The 17,446-nt window shown below is 72.5% G+C and carries 18 protein-coding genes; 5 read left to right on the top strand and 13 right to left on the bottom strand.

Annotated features, from left to right (window positions below; translation table 11 throughout):
• Positions 1-89: 89 nt before the first annotated feature.
• Positions 90-746: a TIGR02234 family membrane protein gene (locus tag ACFYWS_RS27510; protein ID WP_389280819.1), complete on the bottom strand. Its 657-nt coding sequence runs from the start codon at positions 744-746 to the stop codon at positions 90-92.
• A 71-nt stretch (positions 747-817) separates the two neighbouring features.
• Positions 818-2,290: an anthranilate synthase component I gene (locus ACFYWS_RS27505; RefSeq protein ID WP_389280817.1), complete on the bottom strand. Its 1,473-nt coding sequence runs from the start codon at positions 2,288-2,290 to the stop codon at positions 818-820.
• 78 nt (positions 2,291-2,368) lie between these two features.
• On the opposite strand from ACFYWS_RS27505, the gene ACFYWS_RS27500 reads away from it, so the two are divergent.
• Positions 2,369-2,863, top strand: coding sequence for a hypothetical protein (locus ACFYWS_RS27500; RefSeq protein ID WP_389280816.1), 495 nt, complete (start codon positions 2,369-2,371; stop codon positions 2,861-2,863).
• Here the strand turns inward: ACFYWS_RS27500 and hisI are convergent.
• Positions 2,844-3,221 carry a phosphoribosyl-AMP cyclohydrolase gene (hisI, locus tag ACFYWS_RS27495; protein WP_389280815.1) on the bottom strand — a complete coding sequence of 126 codons (378 nt, stop codon included), beginning with the start codon at positions 3,219-3,221 and terminating at the stop codon, positions 2,844-2,846. The two genes, ACFYWS_RS27500 and hisI, sit on opposite strands and share 20 nt — an antisense overlap.
• 71 nt (positions 3,222-3,292) lie before the next feature.
• Between hisI and ACFYWS_RS27490 the strand changes: the two genes are divergently transcribed.
• Positions 3,293-3,928, top strand: a complete 636-nt coding sequence (locus ACFYWS_RS27490; RefSeq protein ID WP_389280814.1) for a TIGR03085 family metal-binding protein — start codon at positions 3,293-3,295, stop codon at positions 3,926-3,928.
• Here ACFYWS_RS27490 and ACFYWS_RS27485 read toward each other — a convergent pair.
• From ACFYWS_RS27485 to hisD, 10 genes are all read right to left on the bottom strand, one after another.
• Complete coding sequence (locus tag ACFYWS_RS27485) at positions 3,900-5,156, bottom strand: PucR family transcriptional regulator (RefSeq protein ID WP_389280812.1); 1,257 nt, start codon at positions 5,154-5,156, stop codon at positions 3,900-3,902. The genes ACFYWS_RS27490 and ACFYWS_RS27485 overlap by 29 nt on opposite strands.
• Positions 5,157-5,239: 83 nt before the next feature.
• A complete protein-coding gene (locus ACFYWS_RS27480; RefSeq protein ID WP_389280811.1) occupies positions 5,240-7,189 on the bottom strand; it encodes a LuxR C-terminal-related transcriptional regulator in 1,950 nt (649 codons plus the stop codon).
• A 126-nt stretch (positions 7,190-7,315) separates the two neighbouring features.
• Positions 7,316-8,155 (bottom strand): alpha/beta hydrolase family protein, encoded by an 840-nt coding sequence (locus ACFYWS_RS27475; RefSeq protein ID WP_389281059.1) that lies wholly within the window; start codon positions 8,153-8,155, stop codon positions 7,316-7,318.
• Positions 8,156-8,374: 219 nt separating this feature from the next.
• Positions 8,375-9,130: an imidazole glycerol phosphate synthase subunit HisF gene (gene hisF, locus ACFYWS_RS27470; protein ID WP_389280809.1), complete on the bottom strand. Its 756-nt coding sequence runs from the start codon at positions 9,128-9,130 to the stop codon at positions 8,375-8,377.
• 31 nt (positions 9,131-9,161) lie between these two features.
• The gene (gene priA, locus ACFYWS_RS27465) at positions 9,162-9,899 is read right to left on the bottom strand and encodes a bifunctional 1-(5-phosphoribosyl)-5-((5-phosphoribosylamino)methylideneamino)imidazole-4-carboxamide isomerase/phosphoribosylanthranilate isomerase PriA (protein ID WP_389280807.1); all 738 of its coding nucleotides are present in this window, start codon (positions 9,897-9,899) and stop codon (positions 9,162-9,164) included.
• Positions 9,896-10,543: an imidazole glycerol phosphate synthase subunit HisH gene (hisH, locus tag ACFYWS_RS27460; RefSeq protein WP_389280805.1), complete on the bottom strand. Its 648-nt coding sequence runs from the start codon at positions 10,541-10,543 to the stop codon at positions 9,896-9,898. Before hisH ends, priA begins: the two co-directional genes overlap by 4 nt.
• Complete coding sequence (locus tag ACFYWS_RS27455; RefSeq protein WP_389280804.1) at positions 10,543-10,707, bottom strand: hypothetical protein; 165 nt, start codon at positions 10,705-10,707, stop codon at positions 10,543-10,545. Before ACFYWS_RS27455 ends, hisH begins: the two co-directional genes overlap by 1 nt.
• On the bottom strand, positions 10,704-11,303 hold the full coding sequence (gene hisB / locus ACFYWS_RS27450; RefSeq protein ID WP_326019226.1) for an imidazoleglycerol-phosphate dehydratase HisB: 600 nt from the start codon (positions 11,301-11,303) through the stop codon (positions 10,704-10,706). Before hisB ends, ACFYWS_RS27455 begins: the two co-directional genes overlap by 4 nt.
• Positions 11,300-12,418, bottom strand: coding sequence for a histidinol-phosphate transaminase (locus tag ACFYWS_RS27445; RefSeq protein ID WP_389280802.1), 1,119 nt, complete (start codon positions 12,416-12,418; stop codon positions 11,300-11,302). The genes hisB and ACFYWS_RS27445 overlap by 4 nt, the downstream gene beginning before the upstream one ends.
• Positions 12,415-13,740 (bottom strand): histidinol dehydrogenase, encoded by a 1,326-nt coding sequence (gene hisD / locus ACFYWS_RS27440; protein ID WP_389280801.1) that lies wholly within the window; start codon positions 13,738-13,740, stop codon positions 12,415-12,417. The genes ACFYWS_RS27445 and hisD overlap by 4 nt, the downstream gene beginning before the upstream one ends.
• 154 nt (positions 13,741-13,894) lie before the next feature.
• Here hisD and ACFYWS_RS27435 point away from each other — a divergent pair, with 154 nt between their 5' ends.
• The 3 genes from ACFYWS_RS27435 to ACFYWS_RS27425 all read left to right on the top strand — a co-directional run bounded on the left by ACFYWS_RS27435 (position 13,895) and on the right by ACFYWS_RS27425 (position 17,445).
• Positions 13,895-15,478 (top strand): oxidoreductase, encoded by a 1,584-nt coding sequence (locus ACFYWS_RS27435; protein ID WP_389280800.1) that lies wholly within the window; start codon positions 13,895-13,897, stop codon positions 15,476-15,478.
• A 189-nt stretch (positions 15,479-15,667) separates the two neighbouring features.
• Positions 15,668-16,645, top strand: coding sequence for a hypothetical protein (locus tag ACFYWS_RS27430; RefSeq protein ID WP_389281057.1), 978 nt, complete (start codon positions 15,668-15,670; stop codon positions 16,643-16,645).
• A 5-nt stretch (positions 16,646-16,650) separates the two neighbouring features.
• Entirely contained in the window at positions 16,651-17,445 is a 795-nt protein-coding gene (locus tag ACFYWS_RS27425; protein ID WP_389280798.1) for an LON peptidase substrate-binding domain-containing protein, read from the top strand.
• Position 17,446: the final 1 nt, after the last annotated feature.

Genomic DNA, 17,446 nt, shown 5'->3' with positions numbered 1-17,446 from the left:
TAACTAATGGCCTATGCGTACGCATGACGTACGACGTTCCTATCTATTGTCCCGCACGCGCGAACGAGCTCGGAACGCGGGGTGAGCGCCTACGCTCCGGTCGGGTCCTCGCCGCGGTCGAGGGCCTTCCAGAGCTCCTCGGGGCGGTCCGGGTCCACGGCCTTGGCGCGGCGGGTCCTCGGGGCGCCGGAGCGCTCGTAGCGGCCGCCCATCGACGGCCAGGCCGCGCCGTAGATCACGGCGAGGATCCCGGCGATCAGGATGAGTGCGCCGCCGACCGCGGAGACGTACGGCCACGCGGTGTTGCTGAGCGCGTGGATGGTGGCGGAGGCGTCACCCGCGGCCTGCGCCGCCTTCTCGTCGAGCGCGGCACTGTCGCCCGCGCCGAGCACGGCGGCGGCGACGGCGCCCGCGCCGCTGAGCGCGAGCAGGAGGGCGACCAGGACGCGGCCGACCTTGCGGACCGCGAAGACGGCGACGAGCGCGGCGAGGCCCACTATGGCGAGGGCCGCGGGGACGCCCGTGACGTCACTGCCCTTCGCGGTCAGCGGCAGCTTGCCGCCGGCCACGGCGGCGACGCCCGAGCACCACTCCTGCCGGGAGGCGAGCAGGGCGATCGCGGCTCCCGCGGCCCCGCAGAGCAGGGCGACGGCGAGGCTTCGCCGGCCGTTCGGCGAGGAAGCAGCCGGCTCGGCCGACTCGGCGGCATCGGTACGGGGGTGCGGTACAGCAGTCACGTACTCCACTATCGCCCCTCTGTACGGGTTTACGTGAGCCGGGGCCCGGAGTCGTGCGTCACGTCACAGGGCGTTCTGCCTCACATCCGGTTCGCGGTGTGTACCGCGCGCAGCACCGCCGCCGCCTTGTTGCGGCACTCCGTGTCCTCGGCGACCGGGTCGGAGTCGGCGACGACACCCGCGCCCGCCTGCACGTACGCGGTGCCCTCGCGCAGCAGCGCGGTGCGGATGGCGATGGCGGTGTCGGAGTCGCCCGCGAAGTCGAGGTAGCCGACGCAGCCGCCGTAGACGCCGCGGCGTGACGGCTCCAGCTCGTCGATGATCTGCAGCGCGCGGGGCTTGGGGGCGCCGGACAGGGTGCCCGCCGGGAAGCAGGAGGTCAGCACGTCGAAGGCGGTGTGTCCCTCGGCGACGGTGCCCGTCACGGTCGAGACGATGTGCATGACGTGCGAGTACTTCTCGATGGACATGAAGTCGACGACCTCGACGGAGCCGGGCTCGCAGACCCGCCCCAGGTCGTTGCGCCCGAGGTCGACGAGCATCAGGTGCTCGGCCCGCTCCTTGGGGTCGCCGAGCAGCTCCTCCGCGAGGTCGTGGTCCTCCTGCGGGGTCGCGCCGCGCGGCCGGGTCCCGGCGATGGGGTGCACCATGGCGCGCCCGTCCTCGACCTTGACGAGGGCCTCGGGCGAGGAGCCGACGACGTCGAACCCGTCGAAGCGGAACAGGTACATGTACGGGGACGGGTTCGTGGCCCGCAGCACCCGGTACACGTCCAACGCGCTTGCGGTGCAAGGGGTTTCGAAGCGCTGGGACGGTACGACCTGGAAGGCTTCCCCGGCCCTGATGCGCTCCTTGATGTCCTCGACGGCGTCCTGGTACTGCTTGCCGCCCCACAGCGCGGTGAATTCGGGAACCTCGGAGGGCGGGAGGGCCGCGGGGGCGGACTCGACCGGCTTCGCGAGGTCGGCCTCCATGGCGTCGAGGCGGGCGACGGCGTCGGCGTGGGCCTCGTCGACACCCGTCTCCAGGTCGTTGTGGTTGATCGCGTTGGCGATCAGCAGGACCGACCCGTCCCAGTGGTCGAGCACGGCGAGATCGCTGGTGAGCAGCATCGTCAGCTCGGGCAGCTTGAGGTCGTCCCGCTCCCCCGGGCCGACCTTCTCCAGCCTGCGCACGATGTCGTACCCCAGATAGCCGACCATGCCGCCGGTGAACGGGGGCAGCCCGTCGTAGCGCGGGGTGTGCAGCGTCTGGACGGTGGCGCGCAGGGCGGCGAGCGGGTCGCCGTCGACCGGGACGCCGACGGGCGGCGTGCCCAGCCAGTGGGCCTGCCCGTCGCGCTCGGTCAGCGTGCCGGCGGAGCGTACGCCGACGAACGAGTAGCGGGACCAGGAGCGGCCGTTCTCCGCGGACTCCAGGAGGAACGTGCCGGGCCGCTCGCCCGCGAGCTTGCGGTACAGGCCGACGGGCGTGTCACCGTCCGCGAGGAGCTTGCGGCTGACGGGGATCACTCGGCGGTCGGTCGCGAGCTTGCGGAAGGTCTCGAGGTCCATGGCAGGAGCCTACTTCCGTCGGGGTGACGCCCCGCGCGCCTGGTCGAGGGGTGGACGAGGTCCCGCTAGAAGGGAGCGGTGACGAAGACCAAGAGCTACCGAAACCCCCGCGTCGCGGGCGCCCTGTCGGGGATCGCCCTCGCCGCCGTCGCCATGACCGCGCTCACCGGCGCCGCGCCCGCCCCCGGCGACTGGGCCGCGCCCGCTCCCGGCGACGTCGAGGCGAACGTCGAGGCCGCGGGCCTGGAGATGCTCGACTCCGAGAAGCTGACCATGCACATCCACCCCCACCTCACCGTGTACGCGGGCGGCCGCCAGGTGACCGTGCCCGCCGACATCGGCATCGACCGCTCCGGCAAGAAGCCCCGCTTCAGCCCGCTGCACACGCACGACACCAGCGGCACCGTGCACGTGGAGTCGGCCCGGTGGCAGGACTTCACGCTCGGTCAGTTCTTCACGGAGTGGGGCGTGAGCCCCACGTGCCGGGCCGAGGTCGACGGCGCCCCGGTGTCCGGGGACCCGGCCCGGATCGTCTTCCAGGACCGTCAGGAGATCACGCTGCGCTGTCGCTGACCGGCAGCTCGTCGCGGTCGAAGCAGGTGCGGGCGCCGGTGTGGCAGGCGGCGCCCACCTGGTCGACCTTCACGAGCACGGTGTCGGCGTCGCAGTCGAGGGCGACCGACTTCACGTGCTGGAAGTGACCGGAGGTGTCGCCCTTGACCCAGTACTCCTGGCGGCTGCGCGACCAGTACGTGCAGCGTCCCGTGGTCAGGGTGCGGTGCAGCGCCTCGTCGTCCATCCAGCCGAGCATGAGCACCTCGCCGGTGTCGTACTGCTGGGCGATGGCGGGAACCAGGCCGTCGGCGCTCCGCTTGAGGCGGGCGGCGACGGCCGGGTCGAGGCTGCTGCTGGGTTCGGGCGCACTGGTCATACGGACCATTGTGCCGCGCCGAGTCGGACGTCCACTGTCCGGTGCGGCGCGGCCGGTCGTAGGCTGGCGACATGTCGACCCATGCCAAGCGTGAACGACTTCTGCTCGCCGATCTGTTGGAAGCGTCGGGCCCGGACGCCCCCACCCTCTGTGAGGGCTGGAACACCCGGGACCTCGCGGCGCACGTGGTGGTGCGCGAGCGCCGCCCGGACGCCGCGGGCGGCATCCTCGTCAAACAGCTCGCGTCGCGCCTGGAGCGGGTGCAGGCCGAGTTCGCGGAGAAGCCGTACGAAGAGCTGATCCAGCTGATCCGCACCGGCCCGCCGCGCTTCTCGCCCTTCTCCCTCAAGCAGATCGACGAGGCGTCGAACGCGATCGAGTTCTACGTCCACACCGAGGACGTGCGCCGTGCGCGGCCCGACTGGACGCCGCGCGAGCTCGACCCGGTCTTCGCCGACGTCCTGTGGTCGCGCCTGGAGCGGATGGCGCGGGTGATGGGCCGCAAGGCGCCCGTCGGCCTGGTGCTGCGCCGCCCCGACGGCCAGACGGCGGTGGCGCACCGCGGCGCGCCCGTGGTCACGGTGACGGGCGCGCCCTCGGAGCTGGTGATGTTCGCGTTCGGCCGGCAGGAGGCGGCGGACGTGGAGATGGACGGCGAGAAGTCGGCGGTCGAGCGGCTCACGGAGACGAAGGCGCTGGGCCTCTGACCTTCTGGGGCTCCAGTCGGTACGCGGTGAGGGCGAGCCCCAGTTCGACGAGGTCGGCGGGGCGGGCGAGGCTGCGGCCCGTGAGCTGTTCGCTGCGGCGCAGCCGGTTCAGGACCGTGTTGCGGTGGCAGTAGAGGCGGGCGGCGGCGCGCTGCGCGGAGCCGTCGCAGTCGAGCCAGGCCGTGAGGGTGTCGAGCAGTACGGTCCGGTCGGCCGGCGGCAGGGCGAGCAGCGGGCCGAGCACGCGGTCGGCGAGGATCCGGCCGAGCGCGGGCGCGGCGGCGACGAGCGCGGCGGGCAGCTGCTCGTCCAGGAGTACGGTGCCGCCGCTCTCCGGGCTGACGCGCAGCGCGGTCTCGGCGAGTCGCCGGGCGCCGCCCACCGCGGCGAGCCCTTCGACGGCGGGGCTGATGCCGACGCGCAGACCGGGCCCCAGGTGGCAGAACTCCCGTAGTGCGGAGGCGAGTTGATCCGCGCCCAGTTCCCCGAGGTCGATGATGGCGCGCTCGGTATCGGCGGCGGTGTGCCACACGGCCCGCACGCCGCTCGGCAGGGTGGGCCGGGGCGCGCCCCGGCCGCCGCCGACGGCGATCAGCACCGCGTACCGGCCGCGTTCCGGCAGGTCGAGCGCGGTGGCGGCGTCCGGCAGGTCGGCGATGCGGGTGGCGCCGTCGAGGAGGGCGGCGGCCATGAGCCGGCGCCGGTTCTCGCGCCGCCAGGTGAGCTCGCGCTCGGCGCGCCGATAGGACTCGGCGACGTGCGTGCAGTGCTCGTCGACGAAGTTCCACACGTCGACGGCGAGGTGGACCAGCAGATGCGCGTCCTCGGGGTGGCGCAGGGTCACCTCGTCGACGAGCGCCTGCCAGACCAGGGCGCCGCCGAGCCGGAAGGCGTGCGACACGGCGTCGAGCGGGAACCCGCGGGCCGCGCGTGCGGCGCCGATCCGGGCGGAGCAGGCGCGGGCGGCGTCACGGCTGCGCGCCGGGTCGAGCAGCGAGGCGACGCTGTGACCGAGTGAACGCTGGATCTCCGCGCGTATGTCGCCGGGGTCGGCCTCGATCGCGGCGCGGTAGACCGGCTCCTGCTCGTACAGCTGCGCTTCCAACCGGTCGGTGAGTGCGGGGAGTTGCCCGAGGAGCGGCCTCGCTGCGCGTCGCAGCACGGCGACCGCGTCCGACCCGGCGCCGGCCCGTGCTGGGGGTCGGGGACGTACGAGATGCGCGGGCATGGCGGTCCTCCACGGCTCGGCTCACGAGTCCGCAGAATGACATACCGCCCGGTCGGTCTCCAGCCCTCGCGGGAAGGCGGGCCCTAAATGCGCTCCGTTCGGTCCACGATCCGGGCCAGTTCCACGCGGGAGCGGATGCCGAGCCGGTCGAAGACGTTGCGCAGGTGGTGGTCCACCGTGCGGGGGCTCACCGAGAGGCGGCGGGCGACCTCACGGTTGGTGTCGCCCTTCGCGACGCGGCGGGCGATGCGCAACTGCTGAGGCGTCAACTCGGCCAGCCTGCCCGGAGGTTCGCTGTCGAACGGGGACTCGCCCGTGGCGCGCAGTTCGGACGCCGTCTGCGCCGCCCAGACCGTCGCTCCGCACCGCTCGAAGGCCACCAGGGCGTCACGCAGCAACGTACGGGCGCGCGCCGGATGGCGGGTGCGGCGCAGCCACTTGCCGTAGAGGGCGAGGGTGCGGGCCCGCTCGAAGTCGCCGCCCGCCCGCTCGTGCCGGGTCAGGGACTCCTCGAAGCGGGACTCCGCGGTCGCCGGATCGCCCGCCGCCAACAGGGCTCGGCACCGCGCGAGTTGGGCCGGGGCGAGCGGGTCGTGGCCGCGTTCGACCCACACCGTGAACTCGCCGACCGCGACCTGGGCTCCGCCCGGCTTCCCCGCGAGCACCGTCGCCTCCACCAGGCAGGGCACGGCCAGCATCCGGATACCGAAGTGCCCCTGCCGTGGTCCAGGGCCGACGAGCGGGCCGAGCCGGGCGGCCGCCCGCGCCGCGTCGCCGCGCGCCAGGTCCGCGCGGGCCAGGGCCCATTGGGCGAGCGTCGCGGCCTGTACGAGCCCGTGCCGGTCGGCGACGTGCTGCGTGGCGGCGGCGTGCCGGGCGACGGTGTCGACGTCGCGGTCGAGCGAGGCGACGAGGGCGAGGACGGCGTGCTGGTGCGCGAGCACGTTGCGCTGCCCCGCCGCGAGCGCGGTCCGCACCCCCTCCTCGGCGTGGGCGCGGGCGCGGACGTGCCGCCCGGAGCGCAGTTCACCGTAGGCGAGCAGTTCCAGGGCGCGCGGCAGTTCGGCGCCCGCGTCCCGGTCCCGCGCGGCCGCGAGCGCACGGCTGCCGAGCCGACAGGCCGCGTCCACGTCCCCGGCGACCAGCGCGGCGGCCCCGGCCCGCAGCAGCACTCCCGGTTCCCGCTCCCCGGCGGACCGCGCCACGACCCGCCGCAGCGCGACCCGCCCCACTCCGGCGCGCTCACCGATGGACGCGGCCATGCCGATCCGGTAGTCGAGCGCGGAGTCCGCCGGCCGCGCACGACCGCCGTGCCCGACCGCCTCCCGGTATCCCTCCACGTCCCCCAGCGCCCAGGACGCCTCCGCCGCACCGAGGCGCGCTTCGAGGGCGGCCGGTTCGGCGCAGAGGCGGGCCGCCAAGAGGAGGGATTCGCGGGCGTCCGCCACCGGGCCGTCGCGCAGCGCCAGGAGGCCACGGACCAAGGCGGCGCGGCCCCGTACGGCATCGCGTCCCGCCACGTCGCCCACCAGGTCGAGGAGTTCACGCGTGCGGTGCGGGCGGCCCGCGAGGCGCGCGTGGTCCGCCGCCGCGACGAGGTGCTCCGCACGGGCCGCCGGGTCCTCGGCGAGGCGTGCCGCGTGGGCGAGCGCCGTGCAGCGTTCTCCGTGGGGTGCGTCCTGGGCCGCGGCCAGTTCGGCGCCGAGCCCCGGGTCCGGGTAGGCCGCGCCGAGCAGGCGGTGCAGCAGTCCCGCGGAGCGCTGCCGCTCCCCCGTAGCCGCGACGGCGAGCAACCGGTGCGCCGCCCTGCGTCGTTCCGGCTCCACGGCCTCGTACAGCCTGCGCCGCCCGGGGAGTCGCAGCCGGCCGTCGGGGCCGCGCCGCAGCCCCGCCCGCTCGGCCGCGTCCAGCGCGTCCGCGCCGAGCCCGGCCGCCGCGGCGGCCCGCAGCACGAGCCCCGCGTCGACGCCGGGCCCCTCGGGGTCGGTCTCGTACGCGGCGGCGGCAAGCAACAGGACGGTTCTTCCGCTCACTTACCGCACGCTAGTGGCCAACCAGCGCACGCACAGCGCCGGTTGGGCGGGAACCCAACCGGCGCTTTCGTACGCTGTTTCAGCGCACAGGACGTCAGAACCTCACGACGTCACGACATCACAACGTCACGACGTGTGCGGGCAGTTGCCCCGGTACTCCGCGATCGTCAGGCTCGAACTCGGCAGCGGGCAGAGGAACTGCTCGTACCGGGTGTCGTTGTCGATGAAGCGCTTGAGCCACGAGATGCTGTACTTCGCGATCGTGGTGTTGGACGTGTTCGGCGTGAAGTGCGTGGCGCCGCGCAGCTCCAGATACGCCTTGTCCAGCGATCCCGGCAGGCTCTGGTAGAAGGGCTCGGAGTGCGAGGCGACGGACGCGACGGTGTCGCCGTCGGCGCCCACGACGAGCGTCGGCGTCTTGATCTCGGGCCAGCTCTTGTCGAGGTTCCAGCCGGTCAGGGGGATCGCGGCCTGGAGCGAGGGCCTGCTCTTCGCGGCTTCCAGCGTGCCGCCGCCGCCCATGGAGTGACCCATGACGCCGAGCCGGCTCGTGTCGACACGGGTGCGCACCGAGCTCTGCTGCGTCAAGTAGTCGAGGGCGGACAGGAGTTGCCTGCCCCGGCTGGCCGGCTGGTCGAGCGTGGTGTTGGTGTCGATGGTGAAGACGACGAAGCCCTGGGAGGCGAGGCGCGGGCCCAGCCAGGCGATGGACGACTCGTACGCCGTGTAGCCCGGCGAGATCGCGATCGCGCCGAACGTGCCGTCCGCCGTCGACGTCGGATAGTAGATGGTGCCGCCGCCGAAGCCGCTCACGCTCAGCGAGGAGACACTGGCCTGCGAGACGGCGTAGGAGCCGCGTGAGGCCTCGATGCTGGAGACGGTCGGGGCGGGGCCGCGCTCGTAGGGGTTCTCGGCGGCCTCCGCGGTCAGGGCCTGCTGGGTGGCGAGGCCACCGAGGGCCAGCAGGGTGGCAAGTCCCGTACGGATGAGGCGGGTTCGGAACTTGTTCACGGCTCGCCCGGCGTGCACGGGGGGCGCCGCACTTCTGTGCTGCTGCACGATGACGGGTTCCTCTCGGAAGGGCGGAGCCCGTCCCGAGGGCGCCGCCGTGGTCACTGACTGCGACCACGGTGGCGCCGGTTCCGCCTCACCCGCATCGGCGAAATCACCGGTCTCGCGGGGAAGTCAGCGGACGGGGTGCCCCGCCTCGCGCAGCGTGCCCTTGACCTCACCGATGCGAAGGTCGCCGAAGTGGAAGACGGAGGCGGCGAGCACCGCGTCCGCGCCCGCGGCGACGGCCGGAGCGAAGTGCTCCAGCCTGCCCGCGCCGCCCGAGGCGATCACCGGTACCGACACGTGCTTGCGGACGGCCTCGATCATCTCGATGTCGTAGCCGTCCTTGGTGCCGTCGGCGTCCATCGAGTTGAGCAGGATCTCGCCCGCGCCCAGATCGGCGGCCTGGTGCGCCCATTCGACGGCGTCGATGCCGGCCGACTTGCGCCCGCCGTGCGTCGTCACCTCGAAGGAGCCGGACTCGGTGCGGCGCGCGTCCACGGACAGCACGAGCACCTGGCGGCCGAAGCGCTCGGCGATCTCACGGATGAGGTCGGGGCGGGCGATGGCGGCGGTGTTGACCCCCACCTTGTCCGCGCCGGCGCGCAGCAGCTTGTCCACGTCGTCGGCGGTGCGCACGCCACCGCCGACGGTGAGCGGGATGAAGACCTGCTCGGCGGTGCGGCGCACCACGTCGTACGTGGTCTCGCGGTTGCCGGAGGACGCGGTGATGTCCAGGAAGGTCAACTCGTCGGCGCCCTCGGCGTCGTAGACCTTCGCCATCTCGACGGGGTCGCCCGCGTCGCGCAGGTTCTGGAAGTTGACGCCCTTGACGACGCGGCCGTTGTCCACGTCGAGGCAGGGGATGACTCGGACGGCGAGCGTCACGGGGTGGCTCCTCGGATGGCGCGGAACGAGGTCATCGGGACACGGCCTCCAGGGCCTCTTCCAGCGTGAACGCCTTGGCGTAGAGCGCCTTGCCGACGATGGAGCCCTCGACGCCGAGCGGCACGAGCTCGGAGATGGCGCGCAGGTCGTCGAGGGACGAGACGCCGCCGGAGGCGACGACCGGGCGGTCGGTGGCCGCGCAGACGTTCCTCAGCAGCTCCAGGTTCGGGCCCTGCAGCGTGCCGTCCTTGGCGATGTCCGTGACGACGTACCGGGCGCAGCCCTCGTTGTTGAGGCGCTCCAGGGTCTCGTACAGGTCGCCGCCGTCGCGGGTCCAGCCGCGGCCGCGCAGCGTCGTGCCGCGGACGTCCAGGCCGACCGCGATCTGGTCGCCGTGCTCAGCGATGATCTTGGCGACCCACTCGGGGTCCTCCAGGGCTGCGGTGCCGATGTTGACGCGGGTGGCGCCGGTGGCGAGGGCGGCGGCGAGCGAGTCGTCGTCGCGGATGCCGCCGGACAGCTCCACCTTGATGTCCATGGCCTGGCTGACCTCGCGGATCAGGGCGCGGTTGTCGCCGGTGCCGAAGGCGGCGTCCAGGTCGACCAGGTGCAGCCACTCGGCGCCGGAGCGCTGCCAGGCGAGGGCGGCCTCCAGCGGGGAGCCGTAGGAGGTCTCACTGCCGGACTCGCCGTGCACGAGGCGGACGGCCTGGCCGTCGCGGACGTCGACGGCGGGGAGGAGTTCGAGCTTGTTCTGGGATGCGGTCACAGTACGGAGATCCAGTTCTTCAGCAGCTGCGCTCCGGCGTCGCCGGACTTCTCGGGGTGGAACTGCGTCGCCCACAGCGCGCCGTTCTCCACGGCGGAGACGAACGGGCCGCCGTGCGTGGACCACGCGACCTTGGGCGCACGCATCGAGGGGTTGTGGACTTCGAGCTCCCAGTTCTGCACGGCGTACGAGTGCACGAAGTAGAAGCGCTCGTCGGTGTCGACGCCCGCGAACAGCTGGGAGCCCTGAGGGGCGTCCACGGTGTTCCAGCCCATGTGGGGGACGACATCGGCCTTCAGCGGCTCGACGACGCCGGGCCACTCGTCGAGGCCCGCGGCCTCCACGCCGTGCTCGATGCCGCGCTCGAACAGGATCTGCATGCCGACGCAGATGCCCATCACGGGGCGGCCGCCGGCGAGGCGGCGGCCGACGATCCAGTCGCCGCGCGCCTCCTTCAGACCCTTCATGCACGAGGCGAACGCGCCGACGCCGGGCACGAGCAGCCCGTCGGCGTTCATGGCCTTGTCGTAGTCGCGGGTGATCTCGACGTCGGCGCCCGCGCGGGCGAGGGCGCGCTCGGCGGAGCGCACGTTGCCGAAGCCGTAGTCGAAGACGACGACGTTCCTGGTCTTGTCGGCCGACATCAGTAGAGCCACTCCAACCGCAGGATTCCGGCGACGAGGCACATCGCGGAACCGATTCCCATCAGCACCACGACGCTCATGGGCAGTTCCTGCTTCTTGAAGGACCAGGCGCCGCCGGCGAGGAAGAGGCCGACGAAGATCAGAACTGCGGACAGGCCACTCACAGCGCGCCCTTCGTGGAGGGAAGGATCCCGGCGGCTGCCGCGCGCGGGTCGATCTCGCTCGCGTAGCGCAGGGCGCGCGCGAGGGCCTTGAACTGGCACTCCACGATGTGGTGCGCGTTGCGCCCGTACGGGACGTGGACGTGCAGCGCGATCTGGGCCTGCGCGACGAAGGACTCCAGGATGTGCCGGGTCATCGTCGTGTCGTACTCGCCGATCATCGGCGCCATCTTCTCGGGCTCGGTGTGCACGAGGTACGGGCGGCCGCTCAGGTCCACCGTCACCTGGGCGAGCGACTCGTCCAGCGGGACCGTGCAGTTGCCGAAGCGGTAGATGCCGACCTTGTCGCCGAGCGCCTGCTTGAAGGCGGCGCCGAGCGCGAGGGCGGAGTCCTCGATGGTGTGGTGCGAGTCGATGTGCAGATCGCCCTCGGTCTTCACCGTGAGGTCGAACAGGCCGTGCTTGCCGAGCTGGTCGAGCATGTGGTCGTAGAAGCCGACCCCGGTCGCGACATCGACCTTTCCGGTGCCGTCGAGGTCGATCTCGACGAGGACCGAGGTCTCCTTGGTCGTACGTTCAACACGTCCTACGCGGCTCATGCGCCCCGCTCCTGACTGTTCATTCGGTCCTTCTTGACTTCACGGGCCGCGTCCAGGAACGCGTCGTTCTCTTCGGGGGTGCCGACGGTCACCCGCAGGCGTCCCGGGACTCCGTTGTCACGGATGAGGACGCCGCGGTCGAGGATGGCCTGCCACACGGTGTGCGGGTCCTCGAAGACGCCGAACTGGATGAAGTTGGCGTCGGCGACGGTGACGTCGAAGCCGATGCCCTCCAACTCCCCGACGACACGGTCGCGTTCGGACTTCAGCTGCTCCACGTACTGGAGCAGCGTGTCGGTGTACTCCAGGGCGGCGAGCGCCGTCGCCTGGTTCACGGCCGACAAGTGGTAGGGCAGACGCACCAGTTGGACGGCGTCGACGACGGCCGGGTCGGCGGCGAGATAGCCGAGCCGAAGACCGGCCGCGCCGAAGGCCTTGGACATCGTCCGCGAGACGACGAGGTTCGGTCGGCCCTCAAGCAGCGAAAGCAGCGAGGAGCCGTGACTGAACTCGGTGTACGCCTCGTCGACGATCACCATCGCGTCCCGCCCGGCGGCCTCGTACAGCGCGAGGACGTCCTCGGCCGCGACGGCATTGCCGGTGGGGTTGTTGGGGCTGGTGATGAAGACGACGTGCGGCCTGTGCGTACGGATCGCCTCGACGGCGGCCGGCACGTCGAGGGAGAAGTCCTCGCGGCGCGGGGCACTCACCCAGCCGGTGTTGGTGCCGCGGGCGAGCAGCGGGTGCATCGAGTACGAGGGCTCGAAACCGAGCGCCAGACGGCCGGGGCCGCCGAAGGCCTGGAGGAGCTGCTGGAGCACCTCGTTCGACCCGTTGGCCGCCCACACCTGCTCGTACGTGACCTTGTAGCCGGTCGTACGGGTCAGATATCCGGCGAGCTCCGTGCGCAGCTCGACCGCGTCCCGGTCCGGGTAGCGGTTGAGCTCGCGGGCCGCGTCGGCGACGCGCTCGGCGATCCGCCGCACGAGCGGCTCGGGCAGCGGGTACGGGTTCTCGTTCGTGTTCAGCCGGACGGCGACGTCCAACTGCGGTGCGCCGTAAGGGGACTTGCCGCGCAGTTCCTCGCGTACGGGAAGATCGTCGATCCTGGTCACTGGTTCTTGGGTACCTTCCACCCGAAACGGGCCTTGATCGCCGCGCCGTGCGCCGGCAGGTCCTCCGCGTCGGCCAGCGTCACCACGGTGGACGCGACCTCGGCGAGGGCGTCCTTCGTGTAGTCGACGATGTGGATGCCGCGCAGGAAGGACTGGACGGACAGGCCGGACGAGTGGCAGGCGCAGCCGCCCGTCGGCAGCACGTGGTTGGATCCGGCGGCGTAGTCGCCGAGCGAGACGGGCGCCCAGGGGCCGACGAAGATCGCGCCCGCGTTCTTGACGCGCTGCGCCACGGCGGAGGCGTCGGCGGTCTGGATCTCCAGGTGCTCGGCCCCGTACGCGTCGACGACCTTGAGGCCGTCGTCGAGCGAGTCGACGAGGACGATCGCGGACTGCTGCCCCTTGAGGGCGGGCACGATCCGGTCCTCGATGTGCTTGGTGGCGGCGACCTGCGGCTCCAGCTCCTTCTCGACGGCCTCGGCGAGTTCGGGAGAGTCCGTGACGAGCACGGCGGCCGCCAGCGGGTCGTGCTCGGCCTGGCTGATCAGGTCGGATGCGACGTGCACCGGGTCGGCGGTGGAGTCGGCCAGAACCGCGATCTCGGTCGGGCCCGCCTCGGCGTCGATGCCGATGCGTCCCGTGAAGTAGCGCTTGGCGGCGGCCACCCAGATGTTCCCGGGCCCGGTCACCATGTTCGCCGGGGCGCAGGACTCGGTGCCGTACGCGTACATGGCGACGGCCTGTGCGCCGCCGACCGCGTACACCTCGTCGACGCCGAGCAGCGCGCACGCGGCGAGGATCGTCGGGTGCGGAAGGCCGCCGAAGTCCTTCTGCGGCGGGGACGCGAGCGCGATCGACTCGACGCCCGCCTCCTGCGCCGGCACCGCGTTCATGATCACGGACGACGGGTAGACGGAGCGGCCGCCGGGCGCGTACAGGCCGACGCGCTCGACCGGCACCCACTTCTCGGTGACGGAGCCGCCGGGCACGACCTGCGTCGTGTGGCTGCCGCGGCGCTGCTCGCGGTGGACGATGCGGGCCCGGCGGATGGACTCCTCCAGGGCGGCGCGCACGGCGGGGTCGAGATCGGCGAGCGCCTTGTCGATGGCCTCGGCCGGGACCCGTACGGATTCCAGCGTCACGCCGTCGAATTTCTCCCCGTACTCGATCAGCGCCGCGTCGCCACGATGATGCACGGCCTCACAGATCGGACGCACCTTCTCCAGGGCGGCCGAGACATCGAAGTCGGCTCGGGGCAGCAGCGAGCGCAGGGCCTGGCCCTCGGGGAGGGCGGCGCCGCGCAGATCGATTCGAGAGATCACAGAACAATTCTCTCAGACGCGGGTTTACGCTCGGCGCCCTGTATCAGTGGCTGATATCGCGGCACGTGTCCTGACCACCGGCGTTCAGACGGTCACACAGCGGGCATGACCGGTTGTACGAACCAGCGGTCGCACGGGGGGAGGCAGAGCAGTCGTGGTCGAGGGGACGGCCGGCAACGGCAACGGGGACGTGCCGGACGGGCTGACCGCCACCGAGGTCGGGATGTGGCAGGCCTTCCGTGACGGAAGCCCCTACGACCTGCGCGCCGGGGACAGCGAGCGGGACGATCCGCACGGCGGCCACCCCTGGGGCCCGGAGCGCAGCGTGCGGGCGCGCATCCTGGCGTGGCTGCTGCTCGACGGTCCTCCGGCGCTCGACGGCCGGGTCTCCTCGCTCAAGCTCCAGGGCATACAGATCACGGACGTGTTCGACCTCGCGGGCGGCACGGTCGTCCCGTACGTGGAGATGAAGGGCTGCCGCTTCGAGAAGGAGGTGCTCCTTCCGGAGACGCACTTCACGACGGTCCGCCTCATCGACTGCTCGGTGCCTCGCCTGGAGGGCGCCCGGTTCCACACGGAGGGCGATCTGCACCTCGCCCGCTGCCGCTTCCACAACGGGGTCCGGCTCACGGACGCGCACATCGGCACGGACCTGCTGCTCAATGAGGCCGTCGTGTTCCAGGACCGGCGCGGAAAGTCGATCATGGCGGACGGGCTGACGGTCGGCCAGGACCTCCAGGCCGAGCTGCTCGAGACGCACGGCGAGCTGAGCCTGCGCGGCGCGACGGTCGGCGTCTCGCTGTCGCTGCGCGGCGCGAGCCTGAGCAACTCGCGGGGCCGCCGCGCCCTGAACGCTCCGCAGATGTCGGTCGAGCGGACCCTGTACCTCGGCCCTGCCGCGCTCGGCGGCCCGTTCCAGAACGGCGGCGGGACGCCCGCACGCGGCACGCGCGTGCAGCGCTTCGAGTGCGTGGGCGGGATGCGCCTCGACGACGGCCGGTTCGGCGACGCGGTCGACCTGGACTCCGCGCGTTTCACGATGGAGAACGAGCAGGAAGTCTCGATGCGCCGCATCCAGACCCCGGAACTGCGCTTCCTCTGCGACAAGCCGGAGCGCGGGCGGATCGTGCTCTCCGGCGCGCGGGCGACGAACCTGGTCGACAAGTCGACGAGCTGGCCGGGCCCCGGCCAGCTCCGCCTCGGCGGATTCCAGTACGAGAACCTCATCCCGTCCGGCTCCTTCCCCCTCGCCCGCCGCCTCGACTGGCTCGCCGCCGCGACACCCGAGTACAGCCCGGAGCCGTACGAGTGCCTGGCCACGGTGCTGCGCAACAGCGGCGAGGACTCCGACGCGCGCGAGGTGCTGCTCGCCAAGCAGCGCAGACGCCGCGAGACGCTGCCGCTCGCTGCGAAGGTCTGGGGCTACGTCCAGGACTGGACGGTGGCGTACGGGTACCGGCCCGGCCGGGCGGCGCTGTGGATGGCGGTCGTCTGGGCGCTCAGCTCGGTCGCCTTCTCGCAGGCCCCGCACCCTCCCATCAAACCCGGTGAGGGCCCGGTCTGGGACCCGGCCCTCTTCACCCTCGACCTCCTCATCCCCGTCATCGACCTCGGCCAGGCCGGCAGCTGGCAACTCCGCGGAACCTGGCAGTGGGCCTCGACGACCCTGGTCCTCCTGGGCTGGATCCTGGCGACAACAGTGGCAGCGGGCGCAACGCGCCTGCTCCGCAGAAGCTAGGCAGATCAAGCCCCGAAACCCCGGTGCCGCGCAACGAGAACGACCGCCCCGGCCACGACACGGCAAAAAAACGCACCCCGCACGCAACCTTCCACCTACCTCGACCGTCAACCCACCACAACCACGTCCCCCCGCGCAGAAGAAGGAGGCCGCGTGCCACTCCTGCGCGCCCTCATCCGCACCACCCGCATGCTCCGCCACACCACCACCCTCGGCATCGGCCTCCCCCCGGACGAGGAACTCCTCCTCGACGCCCCCGACGACCGCCTCGCCCCCGCCCTCGTCGCCGCCGGCCGCGGCGACCACGGCCCCGCCGCGAAGGCCCTCGCCCAGACCCGCGACGCCGCCGAGTGGGAGAACCGGGACCGCGCCGTGCAACGCCTCGCCGCGTTCGCCGCCGCCCGCCCGGAGTGGTTCGAGGCCTGGCAGGATGCCTCGCCGCACGACCCCGACCTGCTCCTCGTCAAGGCCGAACTCGCCGTCACCCGCGCCCTCGCCGCGCCCGCCCACGCCGAGCTGCTGCGCGAGGTCACCCCGCTGATCCTGGCCGCGGCCGACGCCGACCCCCGCGACCCGGTCCCCTGGCGCATCGCCCTCGACCACGCCCGCGGCACCAACGCCCCGCACACCGAGTTCGAGCAGCTGTGGGCGCGGGCGGTGCGCCGCTCCCCGCACCACTACGGCTGCCACGTCGCGGCCCTGCGCTATCTGTCGGCCGCCTGGTACGGCTCGCACGCCGAGTGCTTCGACTTCGCGGAGCGCGCCGCGCAGGACGCCCTGCCGGGCTCGCTCCTCCAGGCGCTCCCGGCCCGCGCGGCCCTCGCGTATCTGACCTCCGGCGCCCCGAAGACCGGCATCCCCCGCGCCCGCCTGGACGCCGCCGCCGACCTCGCCGCGGAGCTCTCCCGCTCGTACGAGCCCGCGGACCCCTGGCCCGCCGAGGTGCGCAACCTGCTGACCTGCGTACTGGTCGAACTCGAACGCTGGGAGGACGCCCTCGGGCAGCTGCGGCTCATCGGCCCGTACGCGACATCGTTCCCCTGGGACCGGCTCACGGACGACCCGCTGGGCCATTTCATGGAGCTGCGCGGACAGGTCCGCCTGGAGGTCGCGGCGTCGATGCCGCTGCGCGGCGGACCGGCCGGCTCCGACGACCATTACGCTTGACCGACGTGACCACCGTCCGACTTCCGCTGTTCCCGCTCAACTCGGTGCTGTTCCCGGGACTCGTGCTCCCGCTGAACGTGTTCGAGGAGCGCTATCGCGCCATGATGCGCGATCTCCTGAAGGCGTCGCCCGACGATCCGTCGGAGCCCGACACCGAACCGACCGAGCCCTCGACGTCGGACGAGCCGCGCCAGTTCGTGGTCGTCGCGATCCGCGACGGCCACGAGGTCGCGCCCACCTCGTCCGGCATGCCGGACGAGGTGACCACCAAGGAGGCGGGCGCCGGCCCGGCCGCCGGCTTCGGCGACGACCCCGTCGCGTCCTTCCACACCATCGGCTGCATCGCGGACGCCGCCACGATCAGGGAGCGCGCCGACGGCAGCTTCGAGGTGCTCGCCACGGGCACGCGCCGCGTGAAGCTGCACTCGGTCGACGCCTCGGGCCCGTATCTGACGGCCAAGGTGGAGGAGCTGCCCGAGGAGGACGGCGAGGAGGCGGGCGCCCTCGCGGAGGGCGTGCTGCGCGCGTTCCGCTCGTACCAGAAGCGTCTCGCGGGCGCCCGTGAGCGCTCGCTGACGACGGGGGCGGAGCTGCCGGACGAGCCGTCGGTGGTGTCGTATCTGGTGGCGGCGGCCGCGGTCCTCGACGTACCGACGAAGCAGCATCTGCTGGAGGCCGAGGACGTGGCGTCCCGGCTGCGCGAGGAGCTGACGTTGCTGCGCGCGGAGACGGCGATCATCCGCCATCTGCCCTCGCTGCCGGCGACGGAGCTGACCAGGCAGTCGACCAGCCTCAACTGAT

Source organism: Streptomyces sp. NPDC002795, assembly GCF_042888725.1.
Classification (GTDB): domain Bacteria; phylum Actinomycetota; class Actinomycetes; order Streptomycetales; family Streptomycetaceae; genus Streptomyces.
The sequence above is the reverse complement of the archived record's forward strand: the minus strand, read 5'-3'. Positions and strand labels throughout refer to the sequence as shown.